Genomic DNA, 1,964 nt, shown 5'->3' with positions numbered 1-1,964 from the left:
TCAAAACTACATTTTTTAAACTTTTCAAAGTGATATTTCCTGTATTTTCTTTGGCAAACTTTTCTACTAAATGTTGGTCTTTTTTGATATTGCATAGTGTAATTTTCCCTTCGCTTTTCAGTAAAAGCAAATTGCCTTCCGCTTCTAAACTATCAAATTTTTGCACTAAGACATTAGAAAAATCAACTAAATCAGAGAGTTTGATTTGTTCTAAGGAGAGGAGGTTTTCCACTAAACCAATAATTTTATCTTTAACTGGCTGTTTTTCAGGAGTTATTTTAGGTATTTTGATAAAGTTTTTTATCCGAGTAAGCGTCATGAACATTCCATATTTTTCATCATCAAGCATAAAGTTTCCCCTCATAATTTGCAAAGTAATAGGCGAATTGAGCAAGGCAAATAAGTATAAAATTTCTTCTTTATGATTAGAAAAAATACCTAAATAGTTGTTATTCCACAAGATAAGATTTCTTTCTGCAAAATGAAATTTGCTTGCAAATAGCTTTCGCCAAATAATTTTGTATTTCTGTTGGAATACCTGTACGCCTTGGCTCCCTTGTAAGGGCTTGATGGGCTTATCAAGGGAATAATACCGCGGATTGGTGCTAAGTAAATATCTGTTTGTTTGTGCATTATCTACAATTTCAAAATTCTCCTCATGTTTTGTTTCCTCAAAAAAATGCTCTTCTAACTCCACGCCCCCATCAAAATAAAACTTTGCTCCAAATTGGTGCATTGCCAAATTGTGGTCATAGTAGTTAGTAAAATGTTCTGTATGCTCAAGGTAAGCCTCTGCAAAGCTGATAAAATCTTCATTTTGCTTCAAAAAGTTCCAATTTAACCAATTTTTTCGCAGTTGCTTTTGTGAAACTTCATATTGGTTTACAAATTTACCTTTTCTGATATTTTCCAAGCAGACCTCAATAGTATGATTAGAAGATTGATAAACGGCAATTTTAGCATGGTGATGGTGTGCTGCTTGTTGTTTTTTTACAAATAAAATAAGACTGGAGGTAGCTGCTGCTTTGTTTTGCTTTAAGCCTCTTTCTATGAACATCTTAGATTTGAAAATGACAATTTTTTCAATCGTACAAAAGTTAGCTAAGTGATAGCGTAAGACATCGTAATCAGGCTCGGTAAGCAAAGTTTGAGGAATGATGTAACTTAGTTTCCCGCAGTCTTTGAGCAAACCTAAGCCTAAAGCGACAAAAAAAGCGTATAAATTGGGCTTGGGTGCATATTTTTTCGGATTTTCAGGGACGCTATGCAGGTTTACTCCATAAACATCGTTGAGTTTTACCTTACCTTCTTTGATAAATTGAAAAAACAAAGTGCCTCTGCTCGAGCTCTCATTGTAAGAAATATACGGCGGATTGCCAATGACGTAGTCGAAGCTATGTAAGTAATTGTTTTCAAGAGTGTTATTTACCTGTTGAAATAGACCTGCTGACTGCTTTTCCTCTAATGCTTCTGCAAGGCTATCTTTTACTGTTTTCACTTGCCAATCAAAATTAGCCATTTGATTCAAACTTTCCAAACACTCGTTTACTACTGCACTATCCACGTCCCAACCATGCAAATCGCTCTTTTCCCCTTGATTATCTATAATTCTCTTAGCAATTTCCACTAAAAAAGCACCATTCCCACAACTGCTATCTATGATTTTTCCCTTGCCACAGTAAGCCATTTCATCAAGCATGAACCTCACGATACTTGTATCTGTGAATGTTTGTCCAAGTGCTTTATTTCTTTGCATTTTGCAAGTATTGATAATGCTTATTTTTCTCTAAATCAGCAAGTTGCACATTGAAATACAAGCAAAAAACCAAGTCATCTATTTCTTTTTTGAGTTGGGTTTGCCCGTTTTCATCTGTCAAAACTACATTTTTTAAACTTTTCAAAGTGATATTTCCTGTATTTTCTTTGGCAAACTTTTCTACTAAATGTTGGTCTTTTTTGATATT

At 34.1% G+C, this 1,964-nt stretch carries 2 protein-coding genes; both read right to left on the bottom strand.

Annotation, left to right across the window (positions count from 1 at the left end):
* Positions 1-1,756, bottom strand: a 1,756-nt coding sequence (locus tag BM141_RS22345; RefSeq protein WP_143091092.1) for an Eco57I restriction-modification methylase domain-containing protein, incomplete at its 3' end; no start/stop codon positions are given.
* Positions 1,743-1,964 (bottom strand): hypothetical protein (locus BM141_RS23350; RefSeq protein WP_177217524.1); only part of this gene is annotated, 222 nt, incomplete at its 5' end. The genes BM141_RS22345 and BM141_RS23350, both read right to left, overlap by 14 nt.

Source organism: Thermoflexibacter ruber, assembly GCF_900113045.1.
Taxonomy (GTDB): domain Bacteria; phylum Bacteroidota; class Bacteroidia; order Cytophagales; family Thermoflexibacteraceae; genus Thermoflexibacter; species Thermoflexibacter ruber.
The sequence above is the reverse complement of the archived record's forward strand: the minus strand, read 5'-3'. Positions and strand labels throughout refer to the sequence as shown.